Annotated in this window: 15 protein-coding genes; 6 read left to right on the top strand and 9 right to left on the bottom strand. The window is 73.2% G+C overall.

Going from position 1 to position 16,524, the window contains the following annotated elements:
* Both E2E34_RS19240 and E2E34_RS19235 read left to right on the top strand, forming a co-directional pair.
* The coding region (locus E2E34_RS19240; protein WP_244315872.1) for an APC family permease at nt 1-1,324 on the top strand (1,324 nt) is incomplete at its 5' end.
* Between the two features lie 168 nt (nt 1,325-1,492).
* Nucleotides 1,493-2,857: a serine/threonine-protein kinase gene (locus E2E34_RS19235; protein WP_244315870.1), complete on the top strand. Its 1,365-nt coding sequence runs from the start codon at nt 1,493-1,495 to the stop codon at nt 2,855-2,857.
* A gap of 104 nt (nt 2,858-2,961) precedes the next feature.
* On the opposite strand, the gene E2E34_RS19230 is transcribed toward E2E34_RS19235, so the two are convergent.
* Together E2E34_RS19230 and E2E34_RS19225 are read right to left on the bottom strand one after the other, a co-directional pair.
* Nucleotides 2,962-4,158: a cytochrome P450 gene (locus tag E2E34_RS19230; protein WP_138903161.1), complete on the bottom strand. Its 1,197-nt coding sequence runs from the start codon at nt 4,156-4,158 to the stop codon at nt 2,962-2,964.
* The gene (locus E2E34_RS19225) at nt 4,148-4,897 is read right to left on the bottom strand and encodes a cyclodityrosine synthase (protein ID WP_138903160.1); all 750 of its coding nucleotides are present in this window, start codon (nt 4,895-4,897) and stop codon (nt 4,148-4,150) included. Before E2E34_RS19225 ends, E2E34_RS19230 begins: the two co-directional genes overlap by 11 nt.
* A gap of 332 nt (nt 4,898-5,229) precedes the next feature.
* Between E2E34_RS19225 and E2E34_RS19220 the strand changes: the two genes are divergently transcribed.
* Nucleotides 5,230-5,667 carry an ATP-binding protein gene (locus E2E34_RS19220; protein WP_229843414.1) on the top strand — a complete coding sequence of 146 codons (438 nt, stop codon included), beginning with the start codon at nt 5,230-5,232 and terminating at the stop codon, nt 5,665-5,667.
* 244 nt (nt 5,668-5,911) lie between these two features.
* On the top strand, nt 5,912-6,268 hold the full coding sequence (locus tag E2E34_RS19215) for an STAS domain-containing protein (RefSeq protein ID WP_167518318.1): 357 nt from the start codon (nt 5,912-5,914) through the stop codon (nt 6,266-6,268).
* 116 nt (nt 6,269-6,384) lie between these two features.
* On the opposite strand, the gene E2E34_RS19210 is transcribed toward E2E34_RS19215, so the two are convergent.
* On the bottom strand, nt 6,385-6,627 hold the full coding sequence (locus tag E2E34_RS19210) for a DUF6411 family protein (RefSeq protein WP_138903158.1): 243 nt from the start codon (nt 6,625-6,627) through the stop codon (nt 6,385-6,387).
* 244 nt (nt 6,628-6,871) lie between these two features.
* Here E2E34_RS19210 and E2E34_RS19205 point away from each other — a divergent pair, with 244 nt between their 5' ends.
* Complete coding sequence (locus E2E34_RS19205; protein ID WP_138903157.1) at nt 6,872-8,338, top strand: aminotransferase class I/II-fold pyridoxal phosphate-dependent enzyme; 1,467 nt, start codon at nt 6,872-6,874, stop codon at nt 8,336-8,338.
* A gap of 45 nt (nt 8,339-8,383) precedes the next feature.
* Here the strand turns inward: E2E34_RS19205 and E2E34_RS19200 are convergent, their stop codons facing one another.
* The 5 genes from E2E34_RS19200 to E2E34_RS19180 all read right to left on the bottom strand — a co-directional run bounded on the left by E2E34_RS19200 (nt 8,384) and on the right by E2E34_RS19180 (nt 14,234).
* Entirely contained in the window at nt 8,384-9,589 is a 1,206-nt protein-coding gene (locus E2E34_RS19200; protein WP_138903156.1) for an amidohydrolase, read from the bottom strand.
* A gap of 386 nt (nt 9,590-9,975) precedes the next feature.
* On the bottom strand, nt 9,976-10,599 hold the full coding sequence (locus E2E34_RS19195) for an isochorismatase family protein (protein WP_138903155.1): 624 nt from the start codon (nt 10,597-10,599) through the stop codon (nt 9,976-9,978).
* A 102-nt stretch (nt 10,600-10,701) separates the two neighbouring features.
* Nucleotides 10,702-11,691 carry a GlxA family transcriptional regulator gene (locus E2E34_RS19190; protein ID WP_138903154.1) on the bottom strand — a complete coding sequence of 330 codons (990 nt, stop codon included), beginning with the start codon at nt 11,689-11,691 and terminating at the stop codon, nt 10,702-10,704.
* A gap of 199 nt (nt 11,692-11,890) precedes the next feature.
* Nucleotides 11,891-13,516 (bottom strand): amidohydrolase, encoded by a 1,626-nt coding sequence (locus E2E34_RS19185; protein ID WP_138903153.1) that lies wholly within the window; start codon nt 13,514-13,516, stop codon nt 11,891-11,893.
* 76 nt (nt 13,517-13,592) lie between these two features.
* Nucleotides 13,593-14,234, bottom strand: coding sequence for a TetR/AcrR family transcriptional regulator (locus tag E2E34_RS19180; protein ID WP_138903152.1), 642 nt, complete (start codon nt 14,232-14,234; stop codon nt 13,593-13,595).
* Between the two features lie 69 nt (nt 14,235-14,303).
* Between E2E34_RS19180 and E2E34_RS19175 the strand changes: the two genes are divergently transcribed.
* Nucleotides 14,304-15,758, top strand: a complete 1,455-nt coding sequence (locus E2E34_RS19175; RefSeq protein ID WP_138903151.1) for a purine-cytosine permease family protein — start codon at nt 14,304-14,306, stop codon at nt 15,756-15,758.
* 42 nt (nt 15,759-15,800) lie between these two features.
* Here E2E34_RS19175 and E2E34_RS19170 read toward each other — a convergent pair whose 3' ends face one another.
* The gene (locus E2E34_RS19170; RefSeq protein WP_138903150.1) at nt 15,801-16,328 is read right to left on the bottom strand and encodes a hypothetical protein; all 528 of its coding nucleotides are present in this window, start codon (nt 16,326-16,328) and stop codon (nt 15,801-15,803) included.
* Nucleotides 16,329-16,524: the final 196 nt, after the last annotated feature.

Genomic DNA, 16,524 nt, shown 5'->3' with positions numbered 1-16,524 from the left:
AGACGGCCCCGCCCTCAAGCAGACCCTCACCACGCGGCTGCTCTACTTCTTCATCCTGGGCGACGTCCTCGGCGCCGGGGTGTACGTCCTGGTGGGCGAGGTCGCAGCCGACTCCGGCGGGGCCGTCTGGGCGCCGCTCGTCGTCGCCCTCCTGCTGGCGATGCTGACCGCCGCGTCCTACGCCGAGCTGGCGACCAAGTACCCCAGAGCGGGCGGCGCCTCCCACTACGCCACCCGGGCGTTCGGCCCCTTCGTCGGCTTCGTCACGGGGTTCTGCATGCTCGCCGCCGGCGTCGTCTCCGTCGCGGCGCTCGCCCGCGGCTTCGCCGGCGACTACCTGACGGAGTTCGTGACCCTGCCCGTCGGCCTCGTCGCGGTGGCCTTCCTCCTGGCGCTCGCCCTCATCAACGCGAGGGGCATCAAGGAGTCGACCCGGGCCAACGTCGTCGCCACCGTCGTCGAGGTGGGCGGCCTCCTCGTCATCGTCGCCCTCGGCGCGTGGCTGCTCCTGCGGGGCGACGGCGACCCCGGGCGCCTCGTCCGGCTCGGCACACCGGAGAAAGGCGCCGCCGCCGCCGTCCTGAGCGGTTCCGTACTCGCCTACTACTCCTTCGTCGGCTTCGAGACGTCGGTGAACGTCGCCGAGGAGACCCGCGACCCCCGGCGCTCCTACCCGCGCGCCCTGTTCGGCGCCCTCGCCACGGCGGGAGCCGTGTACGTCCTCGTGGGCATCGCCGCCTCCGCGGCCGTACCGACCGCGCGGCTCGCCGCGTCCGGCGGACCGCTGCTCGAAGTCGTCAGGGCGGCCGGGGGCGTGCCGACGTGGCTCTTCAGCGCCATCGCGCTCGTCGCCGTCGCCAACGGCGCGCTGCTCACCGGCATCATGTCCTCCCGGCTCGCGTACGGCATGGCACGCGACGGGCTGCTGCCCGCCCCACTGGCCCGGGTGCTCCCGGGACGCCGCACCCCGTGGGTGGCGATCGCGGCCACCACCGCCCTGGCGGCCCTCCTCGCCCTCACCGGCGGCGTGGCCACCCTGGCCTCCACCCTCGTGCTGCTCCTGCTCGTCGTGTTCCTCGTCGTCAACGCGGCCGTTCTCGTACTGCGCCGCGCCCCGGGCCGGGCGGACCACTTCCGGGCCCCGACCGTGCTTCCCGTACTGGGCGCGCTCTCCTGTGTCGTCCTCGCCACGCAGATCGAGGCCCAGGTGTGGCTCCGGGGGCTCCTCGTACTGGCCCTGGCCGTGGTGCTCGCGGCGATCGCCACCGCGCGGCGCGCCGGCGGCCCCGGCGCGCCCGCCGACGACGCGCCCACAGCGCCGTGACGAGGGCCGGGAGCCGGCGCGGCCGGGAGGGCGGGAGATTCCATGTGGATGGTGCACCGCACACGGGGTACGCGATCCACAGCGTTGTCCATGTCCATGCCCGCTCGTGGTGACAGTACGGGAGACCAGATGAGGGTCCGCCAATCGCCTTTCCCTCCGGCGTTCCGGATGTCCGCCGAAGTCGTGGCCGGCCGCTACCGGTTGGGTACGAAGATCGGCACGGGAGGCGTGGCCGACGTCTACGAAGGGCTGGACCTGCGCCTCAGGCGCCCCGTGGCCGTCAAGGTCTTCCGGCCCGGCGCCGATCCGGAGATGGAGGAGCGCTTCGCCGACGAGGCCGTCCTGCTCGCCCGGCTGCAGCACCCCGGCCTGGTCACCGTGTACGACACGGGCCGGCACAAAGACTGCGGGTACCTCGTGATGGAGCTGGTGACGGGGCAGACCCTCCGTCGGCGCGCGGCGGCCGGGCCGCTGGAGCCGGCGTACGTCGCCGAGCTGGGCGCCGCGCTGGCCCACGCCCTGGCCCATGTGCACGCCGCCGGCATCGTGCACCGTGATGTGAAGCCCTCGAACGTCCTGCTGGACGATGCCGGCCGTCCGCATCTGACCGACTTCGGCATCTCGCGGCTGATCAACTCCACCAGGAACACCGCCTCGGGCGCCCTGATCGGCACCGCCGCGTACCTGGCGCCCGAACAGGTCCTCGGCAGGGGAGCGGGACCGGCCGCCGACGTCTACGCCCTCGGACTGCTGCTGCTCGAATGCCTCAAGGGAGAACTGGAGTACCACGGTGCTCCGTTGGAGGCGGCTCTGGCGCGTCTGCACCGCATGCCGGAGATACCCGAGGCGGTGCCCGAGGGCCTGGCCCGCCTCCTGCGGGCGATGACCGCCCTGGAGGAGGAAGCCCGTCCGGACGCCGAGGAGTGCGCGCTCGTGTTGTCCGCGCTCGCCGGCGAGCCGGATCTCGTGGCGCCGCCCACGGCCGCCGTGCCCGCTCCCACCGGCCGCGGGGCCGCACCCGACACGGTGAGGACAGCCGGGCCCCGGGCCCCCGCGCCGCAACCCCAGGGGCGGGGCCGGGCCCGCCACCTGATGGCGGCCACCGGCACCGCGGTGCTCACGGCGGTCCTCGGCGCCACGCTCGTGGCCTCGGACGGCCCGGGAGGCCGAGCCGAGCGCAACAGCGCCACGCCGCCCCGCGTCGCCCCCGAGCGACCGCCGGGCACCTCCGCCCCCGCCGAAGACGCCGGCGCGGTGGGACGGCAGCCCGCCGCGGCCCCTTCCCGGTCGCCGGCCTCGCGGACCTCCGGCTCGCCCGCGCCCGCCGCCCCGGTGGGGGAGGCCCGGTGGGCGTCGGGCGAACCGGGCGCCCGGCCCGCCGTACGGACATCGGCAGGGGACGCAACCCCCGCGGCACAGGCCGCCCGTACCGGCACACGTCCGGGCTCCGCGCCCCGCGACGACGCCGGCAAGCCGCACGGGAAGGCGAAGGGGAAGTCCAAGGACCACCCCGGGAAGGGCAAGCACCGCTGAGCCGCGCACCCGCCGGCCGGTGGGGCCGGGCCCCTGCCGGGGCGAGTGCCGCCGGTCCTTGTGGGGCGGCGGCCGCACGCGGGCCGTTGCGGCCGGGCGGCCGGCTACCACATGACGGGAAGCCGCTCCGGAATCCGCTTCATGAACCCGGTCCGCCACACGAGCTGTTCGACGGGGACCGCCAGCCGGAAGTCCGGCATCTTCTCCAGCAGCGTCTCCAGCGCGATCTCCGCGTGCTTCTTGCCGAGCGCGGTCGCCGGGCAGTAGTGCTGGCCGCCCCCGAAGGAGAGGTGCGCGGTGTTGTTCTCCCGCGCCAGGTCCACCGTGTGCGGGTCGGTGAACGCGTCGGGGTCGAAGTTGGCGCCCTCGACCAGGACCAGGACGAGTTCCCCCTTCTTCACCTCGACCTCGCCGAGCGTGACGTCCTCCAGCGCGAGGCGCGGCAGGCCGTCACCGATGGACAGGTTGATGCGCAGCAACTCGTCGACGGCCGCCGGGATCTTGCCGCGGTCCGCGAGCAGCTCGGCCGTCAGCTCCGGGTGCTGCATCAGGGAGACGAGAGCCATGGTCAGGAAGCCCGCGGTGGAGATCACGCCCGCGCCGAACATGGTGACGCCGACCGTCGCCAGCATCTCGTCGGTGAGGTGGGCGTACTCCGGGTCCTCGCGCAGGGCCGCCAGCTCGGCCATCAGGCCGGTGGTAGCCGGGTCGTCGAGGCGCTCCACCATGTAGGCGATGTCGCGGTCCCAGTTCAGCTTCGCCCCGGTGACGGGGCACGCGGAGTTCATGAACGCGATGTCCAGGCTCCGCATCAGACGCGGCGCGTCCGACTTCGGGATGCCGAGGATGTGGCAGTGCATGCCCGCCGAGTACGGGTCGGCGAACTGCCCGCGCAGGTCGGCCGGGGCGCCTTCCGTCATGAGGCCGTCGATCAGCTCGGCGGCGTTCGAGCGCATCCACTCGACCAGCCCCGGTGCCTTGGGGTTCAGCGCCTTCAGCACCGCCTTGCGCAGTCCGGCGCCGGTGATGTTGCCCATGTTGTTGACGACCTCGGGCGGGATCGTCAGGGCGTACTGCCGCGGCACTCCCGGGGCCGAGGTGTCCTTCAGGCTGAACCGCCGGTCCTCCAGGACCTGCCTGCACAGCGCGTGGGACGAGACCAGCCAGGCCTCGTCGCCGGCGATCGTCCGCACCCGCTTGACGGGCTCCTTGCGCAGTACCTCGATCTCGTCGGGCAGTTGGTCGCCGCGCCAGGAGAACGGGAAGTCGAGCAGCTCGTCGGGCAGCGTCTCAACGGACATCGGATTCTCCTTGTGCGGGGGTGACGATGGCGTGTCCCTGGTTGCGGGAGGCGCGCAGGCCTGAGCCGCGCGAGTAGAGCAGCTCGGCCATCGGCAGAAGCTGGTGGTAGCAGTTGAGCGACGACGGGACGCCGAGGATGGCAGGGGTATCGAGGAACAGTGGCGCTTCGGCGCAGACGTACTCCAGGCACACCGCGCGCTGCCGCTCGGTGGCGGCCTTCCCGTCCAGGACCTTGGAGGACAGGAAGGCGTCGACGAGCGCCTCGCACGTGGCGCGGAAGTCAGCGTCCGTCCGCAGGCGGTTCTGGAGGTGGTCGTGGATGTCGCGGTACGCCGCGTTGGTGGTGAACGCCGACATGGGGTGGGCGCGCAGCCGGACGCCGTCGGGATCGACGGTCTGCACGGCGTTGGACACCTTGGCGCGTACGCCGCGAAGGTTCTTCACGGCCTTGCGCCGGGCGTCGTCGGCGGGATAGCCGGACGCCTCATACATTTCGGCCACGTGGAGATCGGTGTAGACGAAGTCCACTTGGTGGAAGTGCTCGATGCCCCAGCGGGCCAGGTCGATGACGCGCTGGGCGGAGAAGTAACTGTTGCCGGGCGAAACGCCGATGACCGCGTGGGCGCCCTCGGCGCAGATCACCTGGCAGTGGGCGGTGTAAGGCTGGATCTGGAACAGCCCGGCGGGCGACGCGGGCGGTGTGAAGGGCTGTCTTTCGAAGACGGTCTCAGTCGTCAACTGGAAGGGGTCCTTCGCGTCGCTAGTCCCAAAGGAGCCTCGTGCTCCCGGTGTGGCGACGACGCCGTGAAGTTAGCTTCCGGACACGGAGAGTGTCAACGGCGGTCCATGGGTACAGGTTTGCGTATACGTTCCCGTTTCCTTCCCGTGGCGCGGAGGTCACGCGGTGTTCATCATTCCGCTACCTGGGGTGCGGGAGGCGCAAGGGGTGGCCGGTGCCGCTGATCCGGGGTGACGAAGGGCGTGATGGTGACGAAGGGCGGGATGCCGCATGAGTACCGGAAGATCGGGAAGCCGCTAAGACTCCACGTTTGAGGAACGAAGGAGCAGATGTGGCTGCCGAACCGGATGATGCGGAAGAGGGACTGCTGACCGCTGTCACCGTCGAACAGAGCTGGCGGTTCGACGGTGTGCTCAGCGATGTGACGGCGGCTCGAGACCGGGCCTCCGACTTTCTCTACGAACTCGCCCGCCTCCATCCACCCGCGGCGCCGGACGCACACGACGACGCGCTGCTCGTCGTCACGGAGCTGGCCTCCAACGCCTTCGCCTTCGCGCCCGGCCCCTTCGTGCTCACCCTGGGCATGGTGATGGGGGGAACGCTGCGGGTCGCCCTCGCCGACACCAATCCGGCGCCCCCGAGGCCGCGCCCCGTGTCCCTGGCCGGGCGCGGCGGCGTGGGCTGGCACCTCATCAACACGCTCGCCGAGCAGACCATCTCGGTGCCCGAGGCCGAAGGCAAGACGGTGCACGTCTTCCTGCCCTGGTAGCAGGTGCCCGGCCCCGGCGCCACCGCCGGCAAGAGTTGACAGAGGGCAACGGTTGTGTGCGAGGGTGAGGGGACGCCAGCCTGGTCTGGTGGGAGGCCCCGCGCCGCCCTTGGGGTCACTGAGTGGCCGGGGCGCGGTACGGGTGGTCTTACTCGGCTGTGCGCGGCCCACGCCGCGCGCTTGACGGCGCCGCCGCTCTGCCGGCCGCCGTGATGGGCTCGACCCCTGGATTGAGGGGCGAACCGTGAAGGCTTTCACCGTAACCGTCGAACAGCGTCCGGACCTGACACTCGTCACCGTGGCCGGGGAGCTGGACATGCAGACCGTCCCCGCGGTCGAAGAGGCCGCCGTCGTCGTCCCGCTCGGCGGCAAGCCGCTGCGCGTGGACCTCGCCGGGGTGTCCTTCATGGACTCCAGCGGACTCAACCTCCTCCTGCGCCTGCGCCGCCGCATGCGCGAGGAAGGCGGACACCTGGTGCTGTCCGGCCTTCAGGAGCAACCGGCCGGACTGCTGCGTCTGACCGAGACGTACGCACTGCTCACCGCCGACGGTGTGGGCGCCGCGCCGCCCGCCGAGCTCCAGGCGGCGTCCCGGGTGTGAGGGTGTGCGCACATCCCCGCGTACGGCGTCCCGGGCCCCGGTCGGGCAGGCCGATGCCCGCACCGGCTGACCGGTGCGGGCATCGGCCGGATCTGCGGCCGGGTGCGGGCGCCGCCTCAGAACGGCAGGCGCCCGCGGGCGCGCCGGCCGGCGGAGCCGCTACGGCCGACGGCGTTGGAGCCGCTGCGGAAGGGCTTGCTGAAGAGCCGGCCCAGCACTCCGGGTGCCTTGCTGCCGGCGCGCGATCCGGCTCCCAGCGTGCGCTGTGTACCGCGCTCGGGGTGGCGCGACAGGCGGGGCACGAAGAAGGCGAGAACGGCGAGTACGACGCAGACCGCTACGATGCCGACGATCATCATGGGGTGGCTCCTTGGTCCGAGGGTGTCCTGGCCGCATGCCCCGGCACACCGCGTGCATGCACGGCGCTCGGACGCAGGGCCGTGCGGCCCCGCCGGGCCGGTCGCGCGGCCTGACTTGTGAACCGGCCGGCAGCGGCCGCCCCCCGGTCGCGTCGCGGGGCCCGGCCGAGCGGGGGAGCGTGTCGGCCCCGCCTGCGGCCGCACAGGGGTTTTTGCCCCGATTTCCCGGGGCACCCGCAGTGCCATGGACCACTCACAGGCACCCGTGCTCGATGCGCTGGCCGCGTACCACGCTCAGAAACAGACTCCTTTCACCCCGCCCGGCCACAAGCAGGGGCGCGGCGCCGACCCGCGCGTGCGCGCGGTCCTCGGTGACGCCGTCTTCCACTCCGACGTGCTCGCCACCAGCGGCCTGGACGACCGGACCTCGTCCAAGGGCGTCCTCGCCAGGGCCCAGGAGCTGATGGCCGACGCCGTCGGCGCCGAGCACACCTTCTTCTCGACCTGCGGCAGCTCCCTGTCGGTCAAGGCCGCCATGCTGTCCGTGGCCGGGCCGCACGAGAAGCTGCTCGTGGGGCGTGACGCCCACAAGGCGGTGGTGTCCGGCCTCGTTCTCGCCGGGATCGTGCCGATCTGGGTGGACCCCCAGTGGGACCCCGAGCGCCACCTCGCCCACCCGCCGTCCGCCGAAGCCTTCCGCGCCGCCTTCGCCGAGCACCCCGACGCCCGGGGCGCCCTGGTCACCACGCCGACGCCGTACGGCACCTGCTCCGACCTGCCCGCCATCGCCGCGACGTGCCACGAACACGGCGTGCCGCTCATCGTCGACGAGGCGTGGGGCGCCCACCTCCCCTTCCACCCGGACCTGCCGACCTGGGCCATGGACGCCGGCGCCGACGTGTGCGTCACCTCCGTCCACAAGATGGGCTCCGGGCTCGAACAGGGATCGGTCTTCCACCTCCAGGGCGACCTGATCGAACCCGAGGTGCTCAAGAACCGTGAAGACCTCCTGGGCACCACCAGCCCCAACGTGCTCGTGTACGCCGCTCTCGACGGATGGCGCCGCCAGATGGTGGAGCACGGCCACGCCCTCTACGACGACGCGCTCACGCTGGCGAAGGACGTACGGGCACGGATCGCCGAGATCGACGGCCTGCACGTCCACGGGCGCGAGGACTTCTGCGGCCCCGGGCGCGCGGCCGATCTCGACCCCCTCCAGGTCATCTTCGACATCAGCCGCCTCGGCACCACGGGGTACCGGATCGCCGACTGGATCCGCGAACACCACCGGATCAACCTGCACCTGTCCGACCACCGGCGCACCAGCGCCCAGCTCACCCACGCGGACGACGCCGACAGCGCCGACGCCCTGATCGCCGCGCTGCGCGACGTCGTCGATCATGTGGACGCGCTGCGCCCCGCCCCGCAGGTCGACGTCCCCGACCCCGCCGACCTGCGGCTGGAGCAGGTCCTGCTGCCGCGCGACGCCTTCTTCGGCCGGACCGAGCAGGTGCCGTGGGAGAAGGCCGTCGGCCGCGTCAGCGCCGAGATGCTCACCCCCTACCCGCCCGGCATCCCGGCCGCCCTTCCCGGCGAGAAGCTCAACTCGGAGGTCCTGCGGTACCTGCGCAGCGGCGTGGACGCCGGGATGGTCGTACCGGACGCGGCGGACACCGAGGTCAAGTCCGTACGGGTGAGCCTGGAGGACTGACGTCCGGCGCCCCGCACGCATGCGGGGCGCCGGACGACGCGGCCGTCACAGCCCCGCTCGCGCCTTCTGCCGGAAGGACGCCCAGGCCCGCTCCGGTACGTCCGTACGCAGCAGGACGTCGGCCGCCGTGCACGCCAGCGCCTGCGCGGCGGCCAGCATCACCTGCCGCGCGCGGGGTCCGGCGGCCGCCTCGGCGAACTGGGGCGTGTGGTCCGCGCCGTCCGCGCCCATGATGGCGACGAAGGGATGGATGGCGGGCACCCGCGTGCTGACGTTGCCCATGTCCGACGAGCCCAGGTACACGCCGGGCTCGGGTTCCGACAGCCGGATGCCCGCCCGGTCCAGGTGGCGGGCGAACAGCCCGGACAGCACGTCGTTGTCACGGAAGTGCTCGTACCGGCCGCCGACGTCGGTCACCTCCACCTTCGTACGGGTGGCCTGCGCCACCCCCTGTGCGCACGCGCGCAACTCCTCCACCAGGTCCTCCAGCGCCGACGTCGTCCCACCGCGCAGCCCGAACAGCCCCTCCGCGTACTCGGGGACGATGTTCGTGGCCCGGCCCCCGTCCGTCACGATGCCCTGGATGTGCGATCCGCCGGGGAGCCGCCGGTGCAGGACGCCGAGCGTGTTGAAGAGCTGGATCAGCGCCCCCAGCGCGTCGATGCCCTCCGTCGGGCTGCCGGTGGGGTGCGCGGCCCGCCCGTGGAAGCCCACCCGCACCTGTGCGCTGGCCGTCAGCGGCGCCCACGACCAGTCACGGACGCCCGGATGGAACATCAGCGCCGCGTCCACCCCGTCGAACAGGCCGGCCTCCACCTCCACGACCTTGCCGCCGCCGCGCTCCTCCGCCGGCGCCCCGACGGCGAGTACCGTCCCGTCGACCTCGCCGAGCGCGGCCCGCACGGCGAGCGCCGCACCGAGGCCGGCCGACGCGATCAGGTTGTGGCCGCACGCGTGCCCGAGCAGCGGCAGCGCGTCGTACTCCATCAGCAGGGCCACGCAGGGGCCCTCGTCCGCCGAGGCGGCGGTCCCCGTACGCGCGACGAAGGCGGTCGGCAGCCCGGCCGCGCCGCGCTCCACGCGAAAGCCCTCCCGTTCGAGCTCGCCCGCCAGCAGGTGGGCCGCCCGGTGCTCCTCGTAGGCGGTCTCCGGTTCGCGGTGCAACGCGAGAGCCACGTCCCAGAGCCGGTCCGCGCGGGCTGCCACCTCCTCCGCGACGCGGGCGTACAGGGAATCCGTGGGGTGCGACACGTGGGCCTCCTCGACGAGCCGGTGCGGTTTGCGCGCATCGCACGTGTTCCACCGTCCTCGCCGCCCGATGCCTCGAAGCCGACGCGGATCTCGCGTCGCCGCCGTCGAAGCCGGCGACGAGCGGATCGGCGGCCGGCGGAACCGGTCCCGCGCACCGGCCGCACATCGTGTGCTCCGCATTTCCAAGGGGAGGGGATCGCCGCGCATGACATCCCGGCCACGGGGCACCAGGTCTGCAGCACCCAGTCGGGCGGCCTCCCCCCGCCGCCCGACGCGGAGAGGCCGCGCGGACCCCACCCCCCCCGGGTTCGCGCGGCCGTTGCATGCTCGGGCCGACCGGCCGGCTGACCCCCGCCCACCGTACGGCGGCCGGGCAGGGCCCCGGATCAGGCGGGCAGGGCGTCGACGGTGAGGACGACGGTGCCGAACAGGTCGGTCACGACGGTCAGGGCGGCGGCCTGCAGAGCGGCGGCCGTCAGGACCGTGCCGTCGGGGGCGGTGAGCGCGCGGGTGGCGGTGGTTTCGGCGACGACGGTGGGCCGGTAACCGAGGTTGAACGCGCCCTGGGCGGTGTGGCTGACGCACATGTGGGTCATGAAGCCGCCGATGATCAGGTCCTTGCCGCTGCCGGGGGCCGCGCCCAGGCCGGCCAGGGTCTGCTCCAGTGCGGTGCGGTAGAAGGAGTTGGGGTGCTGCTTGACGACGACCGCCTCGCCGTCCTTCGGGGCGACCTCGTCGCTGATGGCCCCGATGGGGGCGCGGATGTCGTAGAGGGTGCCCGGGCCGCCGTCGTTGACGACGTGGACGACCGGGGCGCCTGCGGCGCGGGCGCGCTCCAGCAGCCGGGCGCCGGCCGCGAGGGCTTCCTCGGCGCCTTCCAGGGCCATGACGCCGGTGCGGTAGGTGTTCTGGTAGTCGACCATGATCAGGACGGAGTCGCTCAGGCCGGGCGGCCGGTTGTCCAGGCCGATGACGTCACGCAAAGTCGTGGAGGGCTGGTTCGAGGTCATGAGCGTGCCTTTCGCTGGTGAGTGGGGCAGGGCGAATCGGGCGCGGGCAGGGCGGAGCCGACCGCCCCGCCTGCGCGCGGGTGAACAGATGAACGCCGGTGGTCAGGTGGCCCGGGTGCGGAACCGGCGGCGGTACGCGGCCGGGGTGGTGGCGAGCTGCCGCCGGAACGCCCGGTGCAGGGTCTCCGCCGAACCGAGCCCCGCCGCGGCCGCGATCCGTTCGAGCGGGTCGTCGGTGGTCTCCAGCAGGCGCCGCGCCACCTCGACCCGGGCGGCCTCGACGTACGCCGCCGGACTGGCGCCGGTCTCCTGGGTGAAGACGCGGGCGAAGTGCCGCTCGCTCAGGCACATCCGGGCCGCCAGCACCTGAGCCGACAGCTCCTCGTCGAGGTGGTCGGCGATCCACAGCCGCAGCTCGTCGATGTCGCGGCGGGCGGAGGCGGGCCGGCTGAGCGGTACGGAGAACTGGCTCTGCCCGCCCTGCCGCTTGAGGTACATCACCAGCTGCCGGGCCACCGACAGCGCGGTGTCCTCGCCGAGGTCCTCGGCCACCAGGGCGAGCGCGAGGTCCAGACAGGCGCTGATCCCGGCGCCCGTCCAGAGCCGGCCGCGGTCGGCGCGGACGAAGATGGGGTCGGGATCGACGGTGACGGACGGATGCTCGGCGGCGAGCTGGGCGGCCGTCGACCAGTGCGTGGTCGCCGTCCTGCCGTCCAGCAGCCCGGCCGCCGCCAGGACGTGCGCGCCCACGCACACCGACGCCACCCGCCGGGCGTGCGGGGCGGTCTCCTTCACCCACGCCACCACATCGGGATCGATCCGGGCGAGCGGGCCGTCGTCGGTGATGTCGACCGCGCCGGGCACCAGCAGCGTGTCCACGTTCGCGCCGACCTCGGCGAAGGCCAGGTCGGCGAGCAGCCGCACACCCGCCGACGTCCGCACCTCGCCGGCCGCCGCCCCGGCCAGACGGACCTGGTAGGCGGCGCGGCCCACGGTCCGGTTGGCCAGCGTGAAGACCTCGGCCGGGCCGGTGACGTCGAGGAGGTCGACATCGGGGAACACCGCGACGACGACCCGGTGGGGAAGGGGCATGCGCCCATCCTCACCGCCCCCACCCGTGACCGCAATGACGGGCAGCTGTCACATCCGGACACGCGGCCCGGCGTACGGCCACCACCGCGTCGCCGCCCGACGACGGGTCACGGAGCCGGTGCGCGACGGTGGTTGCCGGGCCCGTGGTGCGTGCGCGTGCGCGCACACGCGGCGTGCCCTGCCGGCCCGCCCGCCGTCCTCACACGTGCGACGCGCGGTGGGTGGGGCGGCCGTCGAGGACCGTCAGCAGGACGGGCAGGTCCGGCAGGTCGGTGGCGTCGGTGGTGAGGGGGTTCTCGGCGAAGACGGACAGATCGGCGCGGTACCCGACGGCGATACGGCCGGCCTGCCGCTCCTCGCCCGCCACGAAGGCGGCGTTGACGGTCATGGCCCGGAGGGCCCGCGACGCGCTGAGCGCCTGTTCGGGGCCGTGCGGCGGCAGGCTCAGGTCGCGGGCCGGGCGGCGGTGGCGGGCGCCGGCCATCACCCCGAGCGGCGGATAGGGGGCGATGGGCCAGTCGGAGCCGAGGACGACCGTCGCGCCGGCCTCCCACAGGTCGCGGCACCGCCAGGCGTGCGAGGCCCGTTCCTCGCCGAGCCGCCGCGACCAGTTGTCGGTGTGGTCCGCGCGCGTGAAGTCGCAGCAGTGGGTGGGCTGCATGGAGGCGACGACACCCAGCTCGGCGAACCGGCGCAGGGTGTCGTCCGGCACGGTCTCGATGTGCTCGATCCGGTGCCGTACGCCGCGCCCGCTCCCGGCCTGCGCCTTCGCGACGGAATCGAGGACGTGCCGCACGGCCGCGTCACCGATGGCGTGAGTGGCGGTCGGTACGCCCGCCCGGTGCAGCTCGCCGATCACGCGCGTGTAGACCGCCGGGTCGGGCCAGAAGGCGTGCGTGGACTCGCCGTGGCAGTCGGGGCGTTCCAGCCACGCGGTTCCGTTGTCGATGGTGCCGTCCATGAAGAGCTTGACCCCGTCGGTACGCCAGAGCGCTCCTCCGCGCCCCTGCTGCTCGATGAGCGCGCGTACGCCGTCGCTGTCGGTGCCGGGCTGGCACCAGGGCGCGACCCGCAGCCGGAGCGGGAGTTCGCCGGCGGCGTCCAGCTCGGTGAAGAAGTCGAGGCTGTCGCCGTTGGCGTCCATGGTGTGGCCGCCGGTGAGCCCGGTGGCGGCCATGGCGCGCAGGACGGCGGCGAGCCGGTCCCGTCGCTCCGTGCGGGTGGGCCGCGGCGCGACGCGTTCGACGAGTTCGCAGGCGGCGTCCTCCAGGAGAAGTCCGGTGGGCCGCCCGTCGCCGTCGCAGACGACCTCGGCGGAGGCCTGGTCGAAGGTGCGCGGCCCGTCGACTCCGGCAAGCTCCAGCGCGCGCCGGCTGGCGAGCACGGAGTGGGCGTCGAAGAGCAGCAGGAGGGCAGGGACGCCTTCGAGCACGGTGTCGAACGGCGCCGTGCGGGCGGGCCGGTCACCGAAGACGTTCGGGTCCAGACCCCACCCGTGCAGCCATGCCCCGGGCGCGAGGGTCCGTACCTCCCGGGCCAGTGCCTCCCGTACGGCTTCGAGGCCGGCGCAGCCCGAGAGGTCGAGGCCGTGGGTGAGTTCGGCGCCCGAGACGGGGTGCAGGTGCCCGTCGACCAACCCCGGGGTGACGACCGCGCCCTTGAGATCGATCACCGTGGTCGAGGCGTCCGCGCGGGCGCGGATCTCCCGGTCGTCGCCGAGAGCGGTGATCCGCCCTTCGGACGCGGCCAGCGCGGTGTGGGGGAGGAACGTGCCCGTGACGGGATCGAGCAGTCGGGCGGAGAGCAGGACGAGACGGGTGGGCACAGCGGCTCCTCGTGGCAACGGGCAACGGGCAACGGGCAACGGTGGGGAAGTGGTGGGGGTGCGGGCGCCCTCGCGCCTACGGGCTCACCGGGGGAGGGCCGAGCGTGCCGCCGGCCAGGCCGAGTTCGCGTTCCGCCGTGGTCACCGCCATGCGGGTCACCGCCTCGGGACGGCCTCCGGTCTCCGTGTTGGCGTGGGCGCCGAGTCCGTCGAGTACGACGAGGATCTGAATACTCGTCACCTCGGGGTCGTCCGTACGGAACTCTCCCCGCTCGACGCCCTGGCGCAGAAGGTCCGTCAGCCGTTCGCGCCAGGCGGCCTCCTGCTCGACGACCCGCTCCCGCAGGGCGGGCCGGTAGCGGCTGAGGTGCCGTGCGTTGATCCAGAGCCGGCTGACGGCGTCGTACGCCTCACCCGTCGCGCGGACGAAGAACCGCGCCAGGTGCTCCGAAGAGGTTCCCTCGGGCCGCCGGGCCGGCAGGAGGGTGTCCAGCTCGCCGTCGGCGGCGCTGCCGAACGCCTCCGCCACGAGATCCTCCGCCGACGGGAAGTAGTGGCTGATCAGCCCGGGACGTACGTCCAGCTCCTCGGCGATCCGCCGCAGCGTGACGCACTCCAGCCCCTCGGTCAGGGCGACGGCGGCGGCCGCGTCGACGATCTCCGCCCGACGGGCGGCCGGTGACTTGCGAATTCGCTTGCGCTGAACGCTTGACGACATATCCCGCATGCTATTGAGTGTGCGACCAATAAGCAAGCAGGTGGGTACGACCAGCACGCGGAGGGCCTCATGGCATCGACGATCCCCGACCCGCACCCCAGAGCGCACGACGCCTCTCAGGCGCCGCCGCCCTCGGACCGCGCGGGCCGGATCGAGGTCCACGGCATCGACCCCATCCCCGACGGGGAACGTCACGGCCGCCCCCGGGACCTGTTCTCCGTATGGGCCGCGGCCAACGTCAACTACCTCAGCCTGGTCGTCGGCGGGGCACTGATCCTCATGGGCCTGACCCTGTGGCAGGCCCTAGCGGTGATCGTGGTGGGCAACCTGTTCTGGGTGACCACCGGACTGCTCGCCACCTCCGGCCCGGCGGCGGGCGCGCCGAGTGAGGTGATCACGCGGGCGCTGTACGGCGTCGTCGGCAACCGGGTGAACAACGCGATCGGCGGCTGGCTGGTCTCCGTCTGCTACTTCGCCCTCAATCTGGCCGCCGCCGCGGCCGCCGCGTTCGCCCTCGTCGAGAAGGCCGGCATCACGGCGGACACCGGCGTCAAGGTCGCCGTCGTCGTGGCCGTCGCCGCGCTCACGCTGGCCATCAGCGTGTACGGCCACGCGATGATCATGAAGCTCTACCTCCCGATCACCCTGACGCTCGCCGCCGCCTTCGCCGTCGTGGCCCTCGCGGTGGCCGCGGAAGCCGACTTCGCGTACCGGCCCGCCGAGCCGCTCACCGGCGGCGACCTGTGGGCGGTCCTCCTGGCCGGCACCACCATGATCGCCGCGGGGCCGCTGTCCTACACCACCAGCGCCGACTTCTCCCGCTACCTGCCGCGTACCACGTCCGCGAAGGCCGTCCTGGGCTGGACCGCCCTCGGCGGGTTCCTGCCCAGCGTCGTCGTCTGCTCCCTGGGCGCGTTCGCCGCGACCGCGGTCGACATGACCGACCCGCAGACCGGGCTGGAGAAGCTCCTGCCCGGCTGGTTCTACCCCGTGTTCCTGCTCGCCCTGGTGCTCGGCACGATCTCCATCAACGCCCTGACCGCCTACAGCGCCGGCCTCGCCCTCCAGGCGGTCGGCGTCCGTGTCCGCCGCTCCGTCAGCGTCGTACTCGACGGGGCCGTCGCCGTCGCCCTGACCCTCTACGGCCTGCTCGCCTCCGGCTTCCTGGGCACCGTCAGCAAGGCCCTCCAGCTGACCGTGGTCCTGATCGGACCGCTCATGGCCGTCTACGCCACCGACATCGTGCTGCGCCGATGCCGGTACGACGGAGCCGCCCTCTCCGACGAGAGCCCGCAGAGCCCGTTCTGGTACACCGGCGGGGTCAACCTGTCCGGTGCCGTGGCCCTCCTGGCGAGCGTGGCGGCGGCCGCCCTGTGCGTCGACACCCTCTACACGGGCCCGGTCGCCTCGGCCCTCGGCGGCCTGGACCTGTCCCTGCCGGTCGGAATCCTCGTGGCGGCGTCCCTGTACGCCGTGCTGTCGCGCGGCTCCCGCTCGGTACGCGCCGCCCGGGCGGCGGCCTGAGCGGCCGCCCCGGTGGATCGCGGGCCCCTGGGACGGAGGGGCCTACAGCTCGTGCACCGCGGCCCGAGCGGTGGAGACGAAGGCCAGGACGGATGCCCAGAAGGGGTCGTAGCACTGGTCGAAGGCGTCGAGGGCGTTCGGCTCGCCCGCGACCGCCGCCTCAAGTGCCTGGTACGGCGGCCGTGTCGCGAGCCGCAGTGTCTCCGCGGCCTCGGCGACGTCGTCCGGGCCTTCCAGGTTGATCACCCATATGAAGTGGCGGAGCTTGCCGTACCCCTCCCTGAGGCCGGCCTGGACCTCCTTGAGGGCGGGCAGTTGCTCGGAGCGGGTGCCGCCCGCCCTGTGGATGTCGGAGACGGTCCAGTACAGCTCAGCCATGCGGTGCGCCTGTTCGATGAGGCTCACGTAGGCGTTCCGTCGCGCTTCGTTGATGCGGATGGTGCGCTGGGTCCTCTCGGCGGCGACGGCCTGGATCTGCGCCGCACGGGCGGTCCCGCGGCTGGTGACCCAGCTCGCGAGCACGGCCGTACCGGCGGTCAGGGCGGAGATCCACAGGGCGGAGTCAGTCATGCGGGCAACCCTTCCCCGACATGTCCATGGCGATGCCTCGCAGTGGGGGAGCGGCCGCGACCGTCGCTGTTCCGGTCACCCCGGCGCTCGTCGTCGTCCCGGTGAAGTGCCGACGGCGCACGCCTCCGCAGGCGCGGGCCTCGTTACGGCGCCCTCGTGTCGGCCATGACTGGCCGCTCGGGGGCGCCGTAACGAG

This window comes from Streptomyces albidochromogenes, from assembly GCF_005981925.1.
In the GTDB taxonomy this organism is placed as follows: Bacteria; Actinomycetota; Actinomycetes; order Streptomycetales; family Streptomycetaceae; genus Streptomyces; species Streptomyces albidochromogenes.
Note: the sequence above shows the minus strand (reverse complement) of the source record. Positions and strands in the feature narration are given on the sequence as shown.

What these genes read in the sequence shown, in the direction of transcription:
- E2E34_RS19190 (WP_138903154.1), bottom strand. Translation starts at nt 11,691, where the DNA reads ATGCCCCTTCCCCACCGGGTCGTCGTCGCGGTGTTCCCCGATGTCGAC.
- E2E34_RS19175 (WP_138903151.1), top strand. Translation starts at nt 14,304, where the DNA reads ATGGCATCGACGATCCCCGACCCGCACCCCAGAGCGCACGACGCCTCT.
- E2E34_RS19205 (WP_138903157.1), top strand. Translation starts at nt 6,872, where the DNA reads ATGGACCACTCACAGGCACCCGTGCTCGATGCGCTGGCCGCGTACCAC.
- E2E34_RS19210 (WP_138903158.1), bottom strand. Translation starts at nt 6,627, where the DNA reads ATGATGATCGTCGGCATCGTAGCGGTCTGCGTCGTACTCGCCGTTCTC.
- E2E34_RS19235 (WP_244315870.1), top strand. Translation starts at nt 1,493, where the DNA reads ATGTCCGCCGAAGTCGTGGCCGGCCGCTACCGGTTGGGTACGAAGATC.
- E2E34_RS19170 (WP_138903150.1), bottom strand. Translation starts at nt 16,328, where the DNA reads ATGACTGACTCCGCCCTGTGGATCTCCGCCCTGACCGCCGGTACGGCC.
- E2E34_RS19195 (WP_138903155.1), bottom strand. Translation starts at nt 10,599, where the DNA reads ATGACCTCGAACCAGCCCTCCACGACTTTGCGTGACGTCATCGGCCTG.
- E2E34_RS19230 (WP_138903161.1), bottom strand. Translation starts at nt 4,158, where the DNA reads ATGTCCGTTGAGACGCTGCCCGACGAGCTGCTCGACTTCCCGTTCTCC.
- E2E34_RS19180 (WP_138903152.1), bottom strand. Translation starts at nt 14,234, where the DNA reads ATGTCGTCAAGCGTTCAGCGCAAGCGAATTCGCAAGTCACCGGCCGCC.